General features: G+C 59.4%; 10 protein-coding genes, 3 tRNA genes and 1 pseudogene. 5 read left to right on the top strand and 9 right to left on the bottom strand.

Going from position 1 to position 14,052, the window contains the following annotated elements:
* Positions 1–159: 159 nt before the first annotated feature.
* The 3 genes from ACSQ17_RS02060 to ACSQ17_RS02050 form a co-directional block, all read right to left on the bottom strand.
* Positions 160–236: transfer RNA gene (locus ACSQ17_RS02060), tRNA-Met, on the bottom strand.
* 122 nt (positions 237–358) lie between these two features.
* A tRNA-Met gene (locus ACSQ17_RS02055) sits at positions 359–435 on the bottom strand.
* 122 nt (positions 436–557) lie between these two features.
* Positions 558–634 (bottom strand) — tRNA-Met (locus tag ACSQ17_RS02050).
* Between the two features lie 415 nt (positions 635–1,049).
* Here ACSQ17_RS02050 and dinB point away from each other — a divergent pair.
* On the top strand, positions 1,050–2,111 hold the full coding sequence (dinB, locus tag ACSQ17_RS02045; protein ID WP_436067379.1) for a DNA polymerase IV: 1,062 nt from the start codon (positions 1,050–1,052) through the stop codon (positions 2,109–2,111).
* A gap of 68 nt (positions 2,112–2,179) precedes the next feature.
* On the opposite strand, the gene rhlB is transcribed toward dinB, so the two are convergent.
* The 5 genes from rhlB to ACSQ17_RS02020 all read right to left on the bottom strand — a co-directional run bounded on the left by rhlB (position 2,180) and on the right by ACSQ17_RS02020 (position 8,840).
* Positions 2,180–3,619, bottom strand: coding sequence for an ATP-dependent RNA helicase RhlB (gene rhlB, locus ACSQ17_RS02040; RefSeq protein WP_436067378.1), 1,440 nt, complete (start codon positions 3,617–3,619; stop codon positions 2,180–2,182).
* A gap of 104 nt (positions 3,620–3,723) precedes the next feature.
* Positions 3,724–4,887 carry a dipeptidase gene (locus ACSQ17_RS02035; RefSeq protein ID WP_436067377.1) on the bottom strand — a complete coding sequence of 388 codons (1,164 nt, stop codon included), beginning with the start codon at positions 4,885–4,887 and terminating at the stop codon, positions 3,724–3,726.
* Positions 4,888–5,123: 236 nt separating this feature from the next.
* Complete coding sequence (locus tag ACSQ17_RS02030; RefSeq protein ID WP_436070412.1) at positions 5,124–6,062, bottom strand: GGDEF domain-containing protein; 939 nt, start codon at positions 6,060–6,062, stop codon at positions 5,124–5,126.
* 194 nt (positions 6,063–6,256) lie between these two features.
* Positions 6,257–8,158, bottom strand: a complete 1,902-nt coding sequence (locus tag ACSQ17_RS02025) for an acyl-CoA synthetase (protein WP_436067376.1) — start codon at positions 8,156–8,158, stop codon at positions 6,257–6,259.
* A 22-nt stretch (positions 8,159–8,180) separates the two neighbouring features.
* A complete protein-coding gene (locus ACSQ17_RS02020; protein WP_436067375.1) occupies positions 8,181–8,840 on the bottom strand; it encodes an alpha/beta hydrolase in 660 nt (219 codons plus the stop codon).
* A 481-nt stretch (positions 8,841–9,321) separates the two neighbouring features.
* Between ACSQ17_RS02020 and ACSQ17_RS02015 the strand changes: the two genes are divergently transcribed.
* The 4 genes and pseudogenes from ACSQ17_RS02015 to ACSQ17_RS02000 all read left to right on the top strand — a co-directional run bounded on the left by ACSQ17_RS02015 (position 9,322) and on the right by ACSQ17_RS02000 (position 13,513).
* On the top strand, positions 9,322–10,350 hold the full coding sequence (locus ACSQ17_RS02015) for an amino acid ABC transporter substrate-binding protein (protein ID WP_436067374.1): 1,029 nt from the start codon (positions 9,322–9,324) through the stop codon (positions 10,348–10,350).
* 101 nt (positions 10,351–10,451) lie between these two features.
* Positions 10,452–11,636 (top strand): amino acid ABC transporter permease, encoded by a 1,185-nt coding sequence (locus ACSQ17_RS02010; RefSeq protein ID WP_436067373.1) that lies wholly within the window; start codon positions 10,452–10,454, stop codon positions 11,634–11,636.
* Positions 11,637–11,645: 9 nt separating this feature from the next.
* Positions 11,646–12,743 (top strand): amino acid ABC transporter permease, encoded by a 1,098-nt coding sequence (locus ACSQ17_RS02005; protein WP_436067372.1) that lies wholly within the window; start codon positions 11,646–11,648, stop codon positions 12,741–12,743.
* Positions 12,744–12,752: 9 nt separating this feature from the next.
* Positions 12,753–13,513, top strand: a pseudogene (locus tag ACSQ17_RS02000) (amino acid ABC transporter ATP-binding protein).
* A gap of 132 nt (positions 13,514–13,645) precedes the next feature.
* Here ACSQ17_RS02000 and ACSQ17_RS01995 read toward each other — a convergent pair.
* Positions 13,646–14,050 (bottom strand): META domain-containing protein, encoded by a 405-nt coding sequence (locus ACSQ17_RS01995; RefSeq protein ID WP_436067371.1) that lies wholly within the window; start codon positions 14,048–14,050, stop codon positions 13,646–13,648.
* Positions 14,051–14,052: the final 2 nt, after the last annotated feature.

Raw genomic sequence — 14,052 nt, 5'->3', positions numbered from 1 at the left:
CATGCTGTTTGCACCGCAGCATGTGGGCGATGTGAACAACTTCCAAGCCCTGAAGAAAACAATATTTCTTAAAGCGGCTGAGTAACCCATATGGGCACCTGAGCGATAAAGTGCCCATAAACAAAAAGGCCACTCGTTTGAGTGGCCTTTTTGAGTATCTGGTTGCGGGAGCTGGATTTGAACCAACGACCTTCGGGTTATGAGCCCGACGAGCTACCAGACTGCTCCATCCCGCGCCGGCCATTCTATATAGAAAGCGCGAGCTGTCAACAAAATAGTGTTTTTAATCAAATGCTTAGATTTTTAGCGAGGCAGAAACAAAAAAGGCCACTCGTTTGAGTGGCCTTTTTTGAGTATCTGGTTGCGGGAGCTGGATTTGAACCAACGACCTTCGGGTTATGAGCCCGACGAGCTACCAGACTGCTCCATCCCGCGCCGGCCATTCTATACACCAATGGTCTTTTGTCAATTGATTAGTGGTTTTTAATCAATAACTTAAATAATGGCGGTGGAGAAACAAAAAAGGCCACTCGTTTGAGTGGCCTTTTTTGAGTATCTGGTTGCGGGAGCTGGATTTGAACCAACGACCTTCGGGTTATGAGCCCGACGAGCTACCAGACTGCTCCATCCCGCGGCGGCCATTTTAGCGGCAAAAACCTCTGTGTCAACCTTAAAGATCGGCGGAAGTTGTTTTTATTCAGTCGCTTAGCCATTTGGCCCTTGGCAAGCCCTGAGTTAGAGCCTGCCCGGTAAGACACGAGCTTTTCGCCATAGCCCGCAGCCCGGCTGTTGGGCTAGAGTCCGTGGCCATTGAAGAGGAGCGATGTCATCAGTACTGAATACCTCGCCGCTGACACCAGGGCTTGTCCCGGATACGGCGTCGCAGTGGCTGCCAAGAGCATACGGTTGCCGCTGGTGGCCTTTATGTTGGTCGTTGCCTTGATCATCCAGCCCTATACCAATAAGTCGGACGATGGTGTGAAGGCCACACTCACGGCTCCAATTGGCGCGGCTGAGCAGTAGCGCTCAGTGGGATTGTGGATTTGACGATGAACAGCCGCAAAATCATCCACGTCGATTGCGACTGCTTTTATGCGGCAATCGAGATGCGTGATAACCCGAGCCTGGCCAGTAAACCCTTGGCAGTCGGTGGCTCGGCGGATCGCCGTGGGGTGATTGCTACCTGTAATTACGAGGCGCGCAGTTATGGTGTGCGCTCGGCGATGGCTTCGGGGCAGGCGCTGAAGCTATGCCCGGAGCTGTTGATCGTTAAACCGCGGATGGATGTCTACAAGGCGGTGTCGCGAGAGATTCAGGCGATCTTTCGCGATTACACCGAGCTTATTGAGCCGCTGTCGCTGGATGAAGCCTACCTGGATGTGAGTGACAGCCCGCATTTTGCCGGCAGTGCCACGCGTATTGCTCAGGATATTCGCAGGCGAGTGTCGCAGGAGCTGCACATCACCGTTTCCGCGGGTGTGGCGCCGAACAAGTTCCTGGCCAAGATCGCCAGCGATTGGAAAAAACCCAACGGCCTGTTTGTCATCACTCCCGATCAGGTTGAGGATTTTGTTGCGGCTTTGTCGGTGAGCAAGTTGCATGGCGTGGGCAAGGTCACGGCCGACAAGCTCGGTCGTCTGGGCATTCGCACATGTGGTGACTTGCGCGAGTGGAACAAGCTGGCGCTGGCCAAGGAATTTGGCAGCTTCGGCGAACGTCTCTGGGGGCTGGCGCGTGGTATTGATGAGCGCGCGGTGCATAACGACAGCCGGCGCCAGTCCGTCAGTGTGGAAAATACTTTTGACAAGGATCTCCCCGATCTGGCTGCCTGCCTGGAGCAGTTGCCTGCGCTGCTGGAGCAACTGGCAACCCGTATGGCGCGGCTGGATGCGAGTTATCGGCCAGACAAGCCTTTTGTCAAAATCAAGTTTCACGACTTCAGCCAGACCACCTTGGAACAGGCCGGCGCACGGCGTGATCTGGACAGCTACGCGCGGCTGCTGAGTGCCGCCTACGCCCGAGGCAACAAGGCGGTGCGTCTGCTGGGGGTTGGCGTGCGGTTGCATGACCTGCGCGGCCAGCACGAGCAGCTGGAGTTGTTTGCGCCCTGACAGGTTGTTGCCGGCAGGCCATAAAAAAGGCGAAGCCTTGGGGCTTCGCCTTTTTAGTCGTGCCTAGGTCAGTGCTTGCGCGGTACCGGTTTGAGCAGCTCGTCCGGCGGCATTTCGCAGGCAATCTTGCGGCCCAGCAACGCTTCGATGGCGGGCAGGGCGTAGGCGTCGTCTTCGCCGGCAAAGCTGATTGAGGTGCCGCTGGTGCCGGCGCGGCCGGTACGACCGATACGGTGTACGTAGTCGTCCGGGGTTTCCGGCAGGGTGAAGTTGATCACGTGGCTGATGGCGTCAACGTGGATGCCGCGGCCGGCGACGTCGGTGGCGACCATTACGCGGATCTTGCCTTCGCGGAAACCTTCCAGGGCGCGGATACGCTTGTGCTGCGGCACATCGCCAGACATCTGCACGGCACTGATGCCATCGCGGGTCAGGCGCTCTTCGATGCGCCGCACTTCATCCTTGCGGTTGGCGAAGACCATCACACGGATCCAGTCGTTCTGGGTGATCAGGTTGTACAGCAGTTTGTATTTGTCGCTGCCGGCTACGGCGTAGACGTGCTGCTCAACGGTGTCGCTGGCGACGTTTTCCGGTTCGATCTCGACGATGGCCGGGTCGGTGGTCCACTGCTTGGCCAGGTTCATCACATCGTCAGTAAAGGTGGCGGAGAACAGCAGGGTCTGGCGTTCGCCCTTCATCGGAGTCTGGCGGATGATCTGCCGTACCTGCGGGATAAAGCCCATGTCGAGCATGCGGTCGGCTTCATCGAGCACCATCACCTCTACCATGTCCAGGTGCACTTCGCCCCGCTGGTTGAAATCGAGCAAACGACCCGGTGTCGCCACCAGAATGTCGCAGAAGCGCGACTCCAGCAGCTTGAGCTGTTTGTCGAAGTCCATCCCACCGACAAAACTCATCACGTTGAGCCCGGTGTATTTGGTCAGGGCGGCGGCATCCTTGGCGATCTGCACCACCAGTTCGCGGGTCGGCGCAATGATCAGCGCGCGCGGCTCGCCCATGTAGCGCTCTTTCGGCGCAGGGGTCTGTTGTAGCTGGGTGATGATCGAGATCAGGAAGGCTGCTGTTTTGCCAGTGCCGGTCTGGGCACGGCCAATCGCATCGCGGCCGCTGAGGGTGTAACCCAGCACCTGCGCCTGAATCGGCGTGCAGTAGGGGAAGCCGAGGTCATGAATGGCGTGCATCAGCTCGGGAGAGAGCTTGAAATCGTGGAAACGGGTCTTGCCTTCGGCCGGTTCGACGACGAAGTCTTCCAGTTTCCAGGTATCGACAGGCTTGGCCGGGCGTTCGCGACGCGGTTTTGCCGATTTTTCCTGGCGCTGTGGCGGTTTTTCAGCGGTTTCTGCAACGCGCGGTTTGCTGTTGCGGCTGTCGTTGTCCGCGTGGGCATCCTGCTTGGCGCGCGGTGCGCTGGGCGTTACGGGCGGGCTTGCTGGGCTGGGCTGCTCGCCCTCGGCTTTGCCGAATATTTTCTTGAGTGCTTTGAGCACGGTCATCTCATCAATTGGTTAAGGAGTGAACGGCCGCCAGTGTAAAGCAAGAAGCCGGCGCGGCGAAGTGCCACGCCGGATGGCAGCGGTTGACTGGTTTTTACTCAATCTGCGGGGAGGCTGGCAAGCAGCAGGCGCTGTACGTTGCCGCCCATGATGGCGGCAATTTCATCGCGGTTGAAGCCTGCCTTGAGCAGGCCTTCGGTCAGCTGTGGCAGGCCTGTTACATCAAAGGGGGCGTGGATGGTGCCGTTGAAATCCGAGCCGAGGGCCACATGCTGTACGCCGATCAAGTCGGCGGTATAACGGATGGCCTTGGTGATTGCCTCGACCGAGGTGGCGCAAACGGCGGCATCCCAGTAACCAATGCCGATCACTCCGCCAGTGGCGGCAATGGCTTTCAGGTGTTTGTCGCTGAGGTTGCGCGTGCCCTTGCAGGTGCCTTCGACGCCGGTGTGGGAGACCAGAACCGGGCGGGTAGCGATGGTCAGTACATCGTCAATCAACGGGCGTGAAGCGTGAGCCAGGTCGATCAGCATGGCTTTTTCTTCCAGGCGCTTGATCACTTGCCGGCCCAACGGGGTCAGGCCGCCTTTTTCCAGACCATGGGCCGAGCCGCCGATTTCGTTATCGAAGAAGTGGGTCAGGCCAGTGATGCGAAAGCCGGCGTCATACAGTGCATCGACGTTCTCCAGTTTGCCCTCGATCGGTTGCAGGCCTTCGGTGGCGAGAATCGCCGCGACGCGTTGCGGGTCTTTTTGCCAGGCGCTGATAAAGCGGCCGAGGTCGTCGCGGGTTTTGATCAGCACCAGGCGGCCGTCGCTGTTGGTGCTGGCTGTATTGAGCTTGTGTGCCTGGTAGAGCGCGCGTTGCAGCAGGCTGGTCCAGGTTTCCTTGGGCCAGCGTTGGGCCATGGCCAGCAGGGTGATGTTGTCGCTGTCGCCGCTGTTGCGTTCGTAGTTGATGCCGCGCGGGGTTTTGGTCACGGTGGAGAACACCTGCAGGCCTACATGGCCTTCGAGCATGCGCGGCAGGTCAGAGTGGCCGAAGTCGTAGCGCTTGAGCAGGTCACGTTCCCACAGCAGCACGTCATCGTGCAGGTCGGCGATAAACAGCTGTTGATGCAGCTGCTTGGCCGGTTCGCTGGCCGTGTAGGGCGCGGGAGATTCGACACTGTTCATCTTGCGGTCAAGCAAGGCGGGCAGGGCGAACACGCTGCCAGCAGCGATCAGCAGCACAATCAGGAGGGTCAGCAGAATTTTGCGCATAGTGGGTGCCATCCGGGCGTTGTTGTTATGCGCAGCACTCTAACAAGAGTGGGTAGAAAAGTGATTGGTAGCGAGTGAGTGGGTTTCAGACGCGTGCGCTTTTGCAGCCAGTTTACGATCTCGCGAGCTAGAGCCATGCAAGGCAAGAACAAGCGAGGGGGGAGTGTACTTTTGTACATGAGCAGGCCGAGCTTGTTTTTAACGCAGCAGGGCCGATGCGCAGCAGATCGTAGAGGTCAGCCGCAGAGGCAGTCGCGGCCTTTTTGTTTGGCCCGATACAGCGCACTGTCGGCGCGGGCGATCAGCCCTTGCAGGCTGTCTTTGGGCTGCATCTGCGCCAGACCGATGGATACGGTCACACCCGGCAGCACACCAATCGGTGAATGGAACGAGCTGACGTGATGCAGCGCCTGGCGCAGGCGATCGCCGATATGGCGCGCTTCATCGAGGCTGATTTCCGGCAGCAGGATGACGAACTCTTCGCCGCCGTAGCGGGTCAGGCTGTCCTTGGGGCGTAGCTGATTGCGCAGGGTGTGGGCGACCAGGCACAGCGCATAGTCGCCGGCGAGGTGGCCGTGCTGGTCGTTGTAGGCTTTGAAGTGATCGACGTCGAGCATCAGCATGCACAGCGGTTTTTCATTGAAGGCGCTGCGGGTGCTTTCACGCTCGAAGATATGCTCCAGCCAGCGACGGTTGTAGGTGCCGGTCAGGGCGTCGATGTTGGCGGTCTGCTCGCTGTCGAGGATGATCCGATTGCCTTGGCGCACTCGATCGCACAGCAGTTCAAGCAGGTTCTGCATCAGTTCGGGTGATTGCCGGAACAGGTTGAACAGCGACTCGCGATGCAGGCGCAGCACGCAGCAGGGCTCGCTGGCCACCACATAGGCCGAGGGGTGTTCATTGTCGATAAAACTGATTTCGCCGGCGCAGTCGCCCACTTTCAGGGTGCTCACTGGCTGGCTGTCGAGCGAGCCGAGGTAGACCTTGAGTTGACCTTTGAGCAGCAGGTAGAGGTACTGATTGCGGTTGAAGGGCGAAAGTAGCACTTCGCCAGCGTCCAGATCGCAGGCGCGAAATTCCTTGAGCAGCTGGCTGATGCTGCTGGCGGCGACATTATTGAACAGTCGCAGGTGGCGGAGTTGGTGCAGGTCTGCCTGCCACTTGGCGTTTTTCATCGCGGTGGCAGGTAGGGTCTTGTCTTGGGCCGAGTGTGCATCGCTAACGCTCCCTGCATTAAGGGCGAACACCATGGCTGAACATATTCCGCTGCCTGAGGGCTGACAATCCTTGTATGGGCGTTGGGCGACCAGTGGTCTTAAAGTTGAATGGTTGGTCACAAATCTGGCGCGATCCTTGCGCCGGGTGGTTGTTATTGATCGTGGTGCAGTTGTATGCCGACGGCAAAGCCACTCAGGCGCTTGGCCACGGCATCGGCCAGTGCGGCTTTCCCGGCTGGCAGGTGGATGTGCGCCACCTGGCCGCGCTGGTCATCGCTGAGCACTTCCACGCGCAACTGCTCGTCCAGTTCCGTCAGCGCGGCCTGGTAGACCCGGGCAATGGCGTCGAAGCGCAGGGCTGGTTTGAAGGTCTTGCCCACGGCGGTCAGCGGAATGGCATCGATGATCCAGGCGTCCTTGGGGATGGCTGCCCGCTCGGGGATATGCGCGGCCGCGTGTTCCAGCAGCTCGGCTTCACTGACCTGTGCGCCTGGCTTGAGCTGCACGTAGACCACCGGCAGTTCACCGGCTTTTTCATCAGGCTTGCCGACTGCTGCGGCCATAGCCACGGCCGGATGTTTGTGCAAGGCTTCTTCGATCATCTGCGGGTCGATATTGTGGCCGCCGCGGATGATCAGGTCCTTGCTGCGGCCGGTCAGCCAGATATAGCCGTCTGCATCCACACGACCCAGGTCGCCAGTGTTGAACCAGTCGCCATCGACCCAGATGCCGGCATTCTTGCTGCTCTGCAGGTAGCCCTTGAATACCGTGGCACCGCGGATGCACAGATTGCCGATTTCATTGTTGGCCGCATTCCTTAAATAGTTGCCCTGTTCATCGAGTACCTTGATCGCCACCTCGCAGTAGGGCATCGGCAGGCCAATGGAGCCCGAGCGACGTTCGCCTGCTGGCGGGTTGGCGCAGCTGCCGCAGGTGCCTTCGGTGAGGCCGTAGCCTTCGATCAGGGTCAGCCCGGTTTTGCTTTCGAACTGGCGGATCAGCTCCACCGGCATCGGCGCGGCGCCACACAGGGCGTATTTCAACGAGCTGAGGTCATGGCCTTCGCTGGGAACTTGCAGCAGGCCGGCGTAGATGGTCGGTACGCCGCTGAAGAAGCTGACTTTGAAGCGCTCGATAATCTTCCAGAAATTACCGATCAACGCAGTGTTGCGATAACCCTGCGGGGTAGCCAGCAGCACTTCGGCGCCGCCGATAAAGGCGGTCAGGCCGGTGACGATCACACCGTTGACGTGGAACAGCGGCAGGCCGCAGAGGGTGACATCGCCCGGCTCGAAGCGGGTGACCAGGTTCATGCTGTAAGCCATCGCCACTTCGTTACCATGGCTGTGCGGCGCCAGTTTCGGCGTGCCAGTGGTGCCGCCGGTGTGGAAGTAGCTGGCAATCTCGTCGGCTGCGATCACCCGGCCGCTTTCCAGGTGATCGTCCGGGCAGTTGGCGATCAGCTCATCGAAATCCAGTACGCCGGCAGGCAGGGCGCCGCGCTGGGCTTTGAGGCCACTGCGCTGCGGCTCTGGCAGCAGGTTGGCCATGTCAACGCAGATAATCGCCTTGAGGTTCGGCAACTGATCGCGCAGGCCTTCGACCTTGGCCCACAAGTCAGTGCCGGGGAAGGGGGCGAGGGTGACCAGCAGCTCCGAGTCCGAAGCCTGAATCAGCTCGGCGATATGCTCCGGGTCGAGCAGCGGATTGATTGCGTTGACGATCCCGGCGGCTTCGCCACCCCAGATGGTGAAATGGGTGTGCGGCAGGTTGGGCAGCAGAAACGACACTGCTTTGCCTGGACGCAGGCCCAGGTGGTGGAAGGCATTGGCGGTCTGGGTGATCTTGCCCAGCAGTTGGCGGTAGCTCAGGCGGTAGGCCGGCTCGTCCACGTTGCCCTGCAAGATGAAGGACAGCGCTGGCGCGTCACCCTGCAACGTGGCACTGCGGCGGATCAGCTCATAGGTGCTGGTCGGCAGGTCGCGCTCGGTGAGCGGGGTTTGCTCGATCTGCTGAATGTCGCGCAGGGTCTTGATCGCAGGAATAGCAGGCATAGGTGGTTTCGCTCGCAGGCAGTCAACTGTTGAACCGTAGCTCCAGCCAGTCAGCGATGTCGCGGATTTCCTCGTTTACCACTTCGTGGCCCATCGGGTAATCACGCCATTGCACACTGACGCCAGAGGCCTCCAGGTAGTCATGGGCTGCACGACCCATGGCCGGCAACACGATATCGTCGAATGTGCCATGCAAACACAGCACCGGCAGTTGTTTTTTTGTATCCACCAGCTGGATGTCGTCACTGAAGGTCGGCGCATAGGTCGACAGTGCCAGCACTCCGCCGAGGGCGAATTGCCAGCGCAGGAAGGCGGTGTGCAACACCACCGCGCCGCCCTGGGAGAAACCGGCGAGAACGATGCGCGCCGGATCGATGCCGCTGTCGCGCTGCGCCTCGATCAGTTCGATCACCTGTTGCGCCGAGGCTTCCAGTTGCTCACGGTTGATCGCCCGCGCTGGGCTCATGGCCAGAATGTCGTACCAGCTGGGCATGGCGTAGCCGCCGTTGATGGTCACCGCCTGGGTTGGTGCCTGCGGCAATACGAAGCGAGTGCTGTGCAGGCGCTGTTGCAGCGCTTCGGCCACGGGCATGAAGTCGTAACGGTCGGCCCCCAGGCCGTGCAACCAAATGACGCACGAATCGGCGGCAAGTGTGGGCTGAAGAATCAAGGGTTCGCTCATCTGAGGCTCCGCTGTGGTGCGTGCGCGCTGATTTAGTGCGCGGGAAAATTTTCAGGGTGGCGATTCTAGAAAGAAGTTGTCGCCAGGGTGCAAGTTTTGCTCTTGACCTCTCCGTATGGTGCTCAAAGCGCGGTGCTGGTACGGGCCTTGCTATACACCCTAGGGACTGATGACGTTGTTCGCCGGTGGTAACACTGCCACTCAAGCGGGCACGGAGCAGACTGAAATGCCTTGTAACAGGCTTTTCAAACCGTTCGCCAGGCGCTACAGGCTGTGCGACAAGTCACTTGCTATCTGTCTCTAGCCCATTCAAATAATGGGCGGGTGAGAGTCTATGGCCGCTGGAGCAATCGGCAACTAGACTCTAACTAAGGTCTGATCCCCGGCTGAGTGTGTTGCTGCCGACACAGTCAACGAGCCCCATAAGGGTACGGTGGTAGGGCCGAGACTCCAAACACAACAAAAGCAACTGGAGGTTTTAATGAAGATGGTGAAATCCACATTGGCAGTACTGACCACCGCCGCTGTTCTCGGTGTCAGCAGTTTCGCTCACGCAGGCGCTACCCTGGACGCGATCCAGAAAAAAGGTTTTGTACAGTGCGGTATCAGCGATGGTCTGCCTGGCTTCTCCTACGCCGATGAGAAGGGTAATTACCTGGGTCTCGACGTTGACGTATGCCGCGCAGTGGCTGCTGCAGTATTCGGTGACGCGACCAAGGTCAAGTACAGCCCGCTGACCGCCAAGGAGCGCTTCACTGCGCTGCAATCCGGTGAAGTCGACATCCTCTCGCGTAACACCACCTGGACCAGCTCGCGTGATTCCGGTCTGGGTCTGAACTTTGCCGGCGTCAACTACTACGACGGTCAAGGCTTCCTGGTGAACAAGAAGCTCGGCGTTTCCAGCGCCAAGGAACTCGACGGCGCGACTGTCTGCATCCAGGCGGGTACCACCACCGAGCTGAACCTCTCCGACTACTTCCGCGCCAACGGCCTGAAGTACACCCCGATCACCTACGATACCTCCGACGAGAGCGCCAAATCGGTTGAAGCGGGCCGTTGCGACGTGCTGACTTCCGACCAGTCGCAGCTGTACGCACAGCGCATCAAACTGGCCGATCCGGATTCCTACGTGGTACTGCCGGAAGTGATCTCGAAAGAGCCACTGGGCCCGGTCGTACGCCAGGGTGACGAAGAGTGGTTCGACATCGTGCGCTGGTCGCTCTACGCGATGCTCAACGCTGAAGAGCTGGGTGTGACGTCGGCTAATGTTGAAGAACAGGCCAAATCCACCAAGAACCCCGACGTGGCGCGTCTGCTCGGTGCTGAAGGCGAGTTCGGCAAAGACCTGAAACTGCCGAAAGACTGGGCGGTACAGATCGTCAAGCAAGTGGGCAACTACGGTGAGAGCTTCGAGCGCAACGTCGGTACCGGCAGCGAGCTGAAGATCGAGCGTGGCCTCAACGCCCTGTGGAACAAAGGTGGTCTGCAGTACGCACCGCCGGTGCGCTGACCGTCCGCTGCCAACCGCTCGTCCTGAGTGGCTGGCATTGTTCTGACTGATGTGAACCTCATGCCCGCTGTTGCGGGCATGAGGGTTCCAAGAGGGCTCTTATGCAAACCACTGCAAATGTCCCGCGCCCGGGTGGATCGGTTTGGACCGACCCCAAGGTGCGTGCCTGGCTATTTCAAATTCTTGCCGTTATCGCCGTTGTGGCGCTCGGCTGGTTTCTGTTTGACAACACCCAGACCAACCTGGAAAAACGCGGGATTACCTCCGGCTTTTCCTTCCTCAATAACAGCGCCGGTTTCGGCATTGCCCAGCACTTGATCGACTACAACGAAAGCAACTCCTATGGGCGTGTTTTCGTGGTGGGTTTGCTCAATACCCTGTTGGTGTCGGTGATCGGTATCGTCTTTGCGACCCTGTTGGGGTTCTTGCTGGGTGTGGCGCGCTTGTCGCCCAACTGGTTGGTCAGCAAGCTGGCCGCCGTTTACATCGAAACCTTCCGTAATATCCCGCCGTTGTTGCAGATATTCTTCTGGTATTTCGCCGTCATGCTCTCGCTGCCAGGACCGCGGCAGAGCCTTGGCGTTGGTGAAGCCTTCTTCCTCAACAGCCGTGGCCTGTATATGCCGGCCCCCAGCCCGACCGACAGCTTTGCGCTGTTTGCCGGTGCGCTGATTGTGGCAATCATCTGCGTGGTGCTGCTGTCGCGCTGGTCGAAGGCGCGTTTCGAGGCCACCGGCCAGCTGTTTCCGGTTTCCCTGGGCGCTATTCCGCTGCTGATCGGGCTGCCATGTCTGGCGATTCTGCTGGGCGGCAATCCGCTGCAGTGGAGCGTGCCTGAATTGACCGGTTTCAACTTCCGTGGCGGCTGGGTGCTGATCCCTGAGTTGATGGCGCTGACCCTGGCGCTGACCATCTACACCGCCGCCTTTATTGCCGAGAACGTGCGCTCCGGGATCATGGCCGTCAGCCACGGGCAGACCGAGGCGGCGCGTTCGCTGGGCCTGCCCGCAGGCAAGACCCTGCGCCTGGTGATCATTCCGCAAGCACTGCGGGTGATCATTCCGCCGTTGACCAGCCAATACCTGAACCTGGCGAAGAACTCCTCGCTGGCCGCTGGTATCGGTTACCCGGACATGGTCTCGCTGTTTGCCGGTACGGTGCTCAATCAGACCGGTCAGGCCATCGAGGTGATTGCCATCACCATGAGTGTGTACCTGGCGATCAGTATCAGCATTTCCATGCTGATGAACTGGTACAACAAGCGCATTGCGCTGATCGAGCGGTAAGGAGCAGCCATGCAAACTCATACATTCAAACCTGATCTACCACCACCGGCGATGAGCGTCGGCGTGGTCGGCTGGCTGCGCAGTAATCTGTTCTCCAGCTGGTTCAATACACTGCTGACGCTGTTCGCGGTCTACCTGGTTTGGCTGATGTTGCCACCGCTGATTCAGTGGGCCTTCATCAATGCGGACTGGACCGGCACGACCCGTGCTGACTGCACCAGCGGCGGAGCCTGCTGGGTGTTTGTGCAGCAACGCTTTGGCCAGTTCATGTACGGCTTCTACCCGACGGAGCTGCGCTGGCGGGTGGATACCACGCTGTGGCTGGCGATCATCGGTGCTGCACCGCTGTTCGTGTCGCTGATGCCGCGCAAGGCGCTGTATGGCCTGGGCTTCCTGGTGGTGTACCCGGTGCTGGCTTTCTGGCTGCTGCACGGTGGCTTCTTTGGCCTGTCGACTGTGCCGACCAGCCAGTGGGGCGGCCTGATGCTGACCCTGGTGATCGCTGCTGTCGGTATCGCCGGTGCCTTGCCGTTGGGCATTCTGCTGGCGCTGGGACGGCGTTCGGACATGCCGGCGATCCGCGTGATCTGCGTGACCTTCATCGAGTTCTGGCGCGGTGTGCCGTTGATCACCGTGCTGTTTATGTCTTCGGTGATGCTGCCGCTGTTCCTGCCGGAAGGCCTGAGCTTCGACAAACTGATGCGCGCGCTGATCGGGGTGATCCTGTTCCAGTCGGCGTATATCGCTGAAGTGGTGCGCGGTGGTCTGCAAGCCATTCCCAAAGGCCAGTACGAAGCCGCAGCGGCCATGGGGCTGGGTTACTGGCGGATGATGGGCCTGGTGATCCTGCCGCAAGCCCTGAAGCTGGTGATCCCCGGCATCGTCAACACCTTTATTGCGCTGTTCAAGGACACCAGCCTGGTGATCATCATCGGCCTGTTCGACCTGCTCAACAGCATCAAGCAAGCCACTACTGATCCAGCCTGGCTGGGCATGGCCACTGAAGGCTATGTGTTCGCCGCGCTGATTTTCTGGATTTTCTGTTTTGGTATGTCCCGCTATTCCCAGAGTCTGGAGAGAAAGCTGGACACCGGCCACAAGCGTTAGGAGTGAATCATGAGTGAAGCAATCAAGCAGCCCAGCGCCGAGCCGATGATCCTGCTGCAAGGCGTGAACAAGTGGTACGGCCAGTTCCATGTGCTCAAGGACATCAACCTGAGCGTTCAGCAAGGTGAGCGTATCGTGTTGTGCGGGCCTCTGGCTCGGGCAAATCGACCACCATTCGCTGCATCAACCGTCTGGAAGAGCATCAGCAGGGGCGCATCATTGTTGATGGCACCGAGCTGACCCACGATCTCAAGCACATCGAGGCGGTGCGCCGCGAAGTGGGCATGGTGTTCCAGCACTTCAACCTGTTCCCGCACCTGACGGTGCTGCAGAACTGCACGCTGGCGCCCATGTGGGTGCGCAAGATGCCCAAGCGCCAGGCCGAGGAAATTGCCATGCACTTCCTTGAGCGTGTGCGTATTCCGGAGCAGGCGAACAAGTTTCCTGGGCAGCTCTCCGGTGGTCAGCAGCAGCGTGTGGCGATTGCCCGTGCGCTGTGCATGAAACCAAAGATCATGCTGTTCGACGAGCCGACCTCGGCACTCGATCCGGAAATGGTCAAGGAAGTGCTGGATACCATGATCGGCCTGGCCGAAGACGGCATGACCATGCTCTGCGTAACCCATGAAATGGGCTTTGCCCGCACCGTGGCGAACCGGGTGATCTTTATGGACAAGGGCGAGATCGTTGAACAGAACGAGCCCAACGCCTTCTTCACCAATCCGCAGAACGAGCGCACCAAGCTGTTCCTCAGCCAGATCATTCATTGAGTTTCAGCGGTAACAAAAAATGGCTGGGAGCCATTTTTAACGTCGCGTAGCGACGGCCCGCAAGATAGCCGCCAGGGATGGCTGGCATAAAAAAGGAGCCCTCGGGCTCCCTTTTTTATCTGATGCCAATGCTTACTTGTCTTCTGACCACAGGCGCAGCGGCTTGCCTTCGGCGGGCCACAGGCGCAGTTGCCCGGTGGGCGAAAAGTCCCAGCGCTGTACCTGACTCAGGCTTTCGAGAAAGCGGGTTTCCTGCTCCATCAGCGCCGGTGCGCACATTTTTCGGGTACTGCCCGGCGTGCTGATGCTGAGTTTTTCGCCGTTCAGGCTGTAGTTGGCAAACCAGTGGTTACAGCCGGCATTACCGTAGGCCCGACCATCGTCAGCCAAGGTAATGCTCAGGTAGCTACGGTCGATCAGCGGGCGCTCACCAATCCATTCCACCCGGTAGCTGTGCTCGGTTTCCAGTTGCGGGCCGGATGAGGCGCAGCCGGTGAGGCCCAAGGCCAGCAGGCTGATGGTCAGTAGTCGGTTCATAT

This window comes from Pseudomonas sp. LjRoot71, assembly GCF_964253255.1.
Lineage (GTDB): Bacteria > Pseudomonadota > Gammaproteobacteria > Pseudomonadales > Pseudomonadaceae > Aquipseudomonas.
The sequence above is the reverse complement of the archived record's forward strand: the minus strand, read 5'-3'. Positions and strand labels throughout refer to the sequence as shown.

Coding starts and splice junctions, on each gene's coding strand:
- dinB (WP_436067379.1), top strand. CDS start 1,050: ATGAACAGCCGCAAAATCATCCACGTCGATTGCGACTGCTTTTATGCG.
- ACSQ17_RS02035 (WP_436067377.1), bottom strand. CDS start 4,887: ATGCGCAAAATTCTGCTGACCCTCCTGATTGTGCTGCTGATCGCTGCT.
- ACSQ17_RS02030 (WP_436070412.1), bottom strand. CDS start 6,062: ATGAAAAACGCCAAGTGGCAGGCAGACCTGCACCAACTCCGCCACCTG.
- ACSQ17_RS02025 (WP_436067376.1), bottom strand. CDS start 8,158: ATGCCTGCTATTCCTGCGATCAAGACCCTGCGCGACATTCAGCAGATC.
- ACSQ17_RS02020 (WP_436067375.1), bottom strand. CDS start 8,840: ATGAGCGAACCCTTGATTCTTCAGCCCACACTTGCCGCCGATTCGTGC.
- ACSQ17_RS02015 (WP_436067374.1), top strand. CDS start 9,322: ATGAAGATGGTGAAATCCACATTGGCAGTACTGACCACCGCCGCTGTT.
- ACSQ17_RS02010 (WP_436067373.1), top strand. CDS start 10,452: ATGCAAACCACTGCAAATGTCCCGCGCCCGGGTGGATCGGTTTGGACC.
- ACSQ17_RS02005 (WP_436067372.1), top strand. CDS start 11,646: ATGCAAACTCATACATTCAAACCTGATCTACCACCACCGGCGATGAGC.
- ACSQ17_RS01995 (WP_436067371.1), bottom strand. CDS start 14,050: ATGAACCGACTACTGACCATCAGCCTGCTGGCCTTGGGCCTCACCGGC.